This window comes from Aporhodopirellula sallentina SM41 (assembly GCF_000346505.1).
In the GTDB taxonomy this organism is placed as follows: Bacteria; Planctomycetota; Planctomycetia; order Pirellulales; family Pirellulaceae; genus Rhodopirellula; species Rhodopirellula sallentina.
This window is the reverse complement of record NZ_ANOH01000064.1, coordinates 1-1,031: the sequence shown is the minus strand read 5'-3', so window position 1 is coordinate 1,031 and position 1,031 is coordinate 1. Positions and strand designations below refer to the sequence as shown.

Here is a 1,031-nt window from a genome sequence, read left to right as displayed (position 1 = left end):
GGCTCCTCTGGTATCAAAACGCACCGCCACGACCCCGCGAGTTTCAGGCACTCGCATCGCCGCGAAGAACGAAAGAAGGGTCAACGGCCCAGGCATTTGCCCCGATGGATCGGGCTCGCAAATGACCGGGCCGTTGGCCCTAAATGTTCGATTCGGTGCTGCGAAAAGGGGAACGTTGTCCCGCCGTAAGACTCACCCGTTTTGCTGCGTCGACAAGATGCGAGGCAGCGGGCGAATCGATTCGATTAACCGTTCGGAAGCGTGAAGCCGCCTGGGAGCGTGAACCCGGTTGGTGCGGGTGCGTCCTGAGCCGGAGCGGTTGTTGCCGGAGCAGCCGCTTCCGTTGTGCCAGTTGTTGGCGGTGTGGCGGTCGGCGAAGTAGCCGGAGCCGTCTCAGGGCTGCTGCTCGGTGCAGTCGCTCCCGCGGGAGCTTGCGGCGACATGTAGCTGCGAGGGTCTTGGTAGCTGACCGGAGTCATGCTGCCCGGAACGACCGGTTGCGTTGCGGTTTGACCGAGAACCTGTGGCGACTGATTCGAACGGTGGGCAGGAGCCGCGGCGATGATCGCTGCAGGTCCGGCGGCAGGTCCGATTTCCGATGGAGTGCCTTGAGGCATCGACGGAACGGCAGGTGTGGTCGCACCGGGGTTCAACTGAGCGAGCATCTCACGCGAGCGATCGATGGCCCGTTTGGTTGCCGGGTCGGAGGTCGCTTCGTGCTCGTGAGCGAGCGATTGGTTCAGTTGTGCCTGAGCTTGTGCTTGCTGGCCCTTCTTGTAGTGAAGGAACGCCATGTTGAAGTGTGCCACGGCAGGCTTGTTGTTTGCCTTGAGCACCTTAAGAGCATCGTCGGTCTTGCCCGATTCGAAATAGATGCTGGCCAGGTTGTTTGCGTAGCGAGAGGTTCCCGGTGCGAGGTCGAGTGCCCGCTGCAGCGTTTGGGACGCCATGTCGTGCTGGCCTAATTTGCTCAGCGTCAAACCGAGGTCGTTGTACAGAGCAGCATCCGAAGGGTTCTGTGCGATCGCCTT

Annotated in this window: 2 protein-coding genes; one reads left to right on the top strand and one right to left on the bottom strand. The window is 61.5% G+C overall.

Going from position 1 to position 1,031, the window contains the following annotated elements; all coding sequences use genetic code 11:
* On the top strand, positions 1-265 hold a 265-nt coding region (locus RSSM_RS34470), incomplete at its 5' end, for a hypothetical protein (RefSeq protein WP_236620909.1).
* On the opposite strand, the gene RSSM_RS03335 is transcribed toward RSSM_RS34470, so the two are convergent.
* A partial coding sequence (locus RSSM_RS03335) for a tetratricopeptide repeat protein (protein WP_044300876.1) occupies positions 246-1,031 on the bottom strand: 786 nt, incomplete at its 5' end. The genes RSSM_RS34470 and RSSM_RS03335 overlap by 20 nt on opposite strands.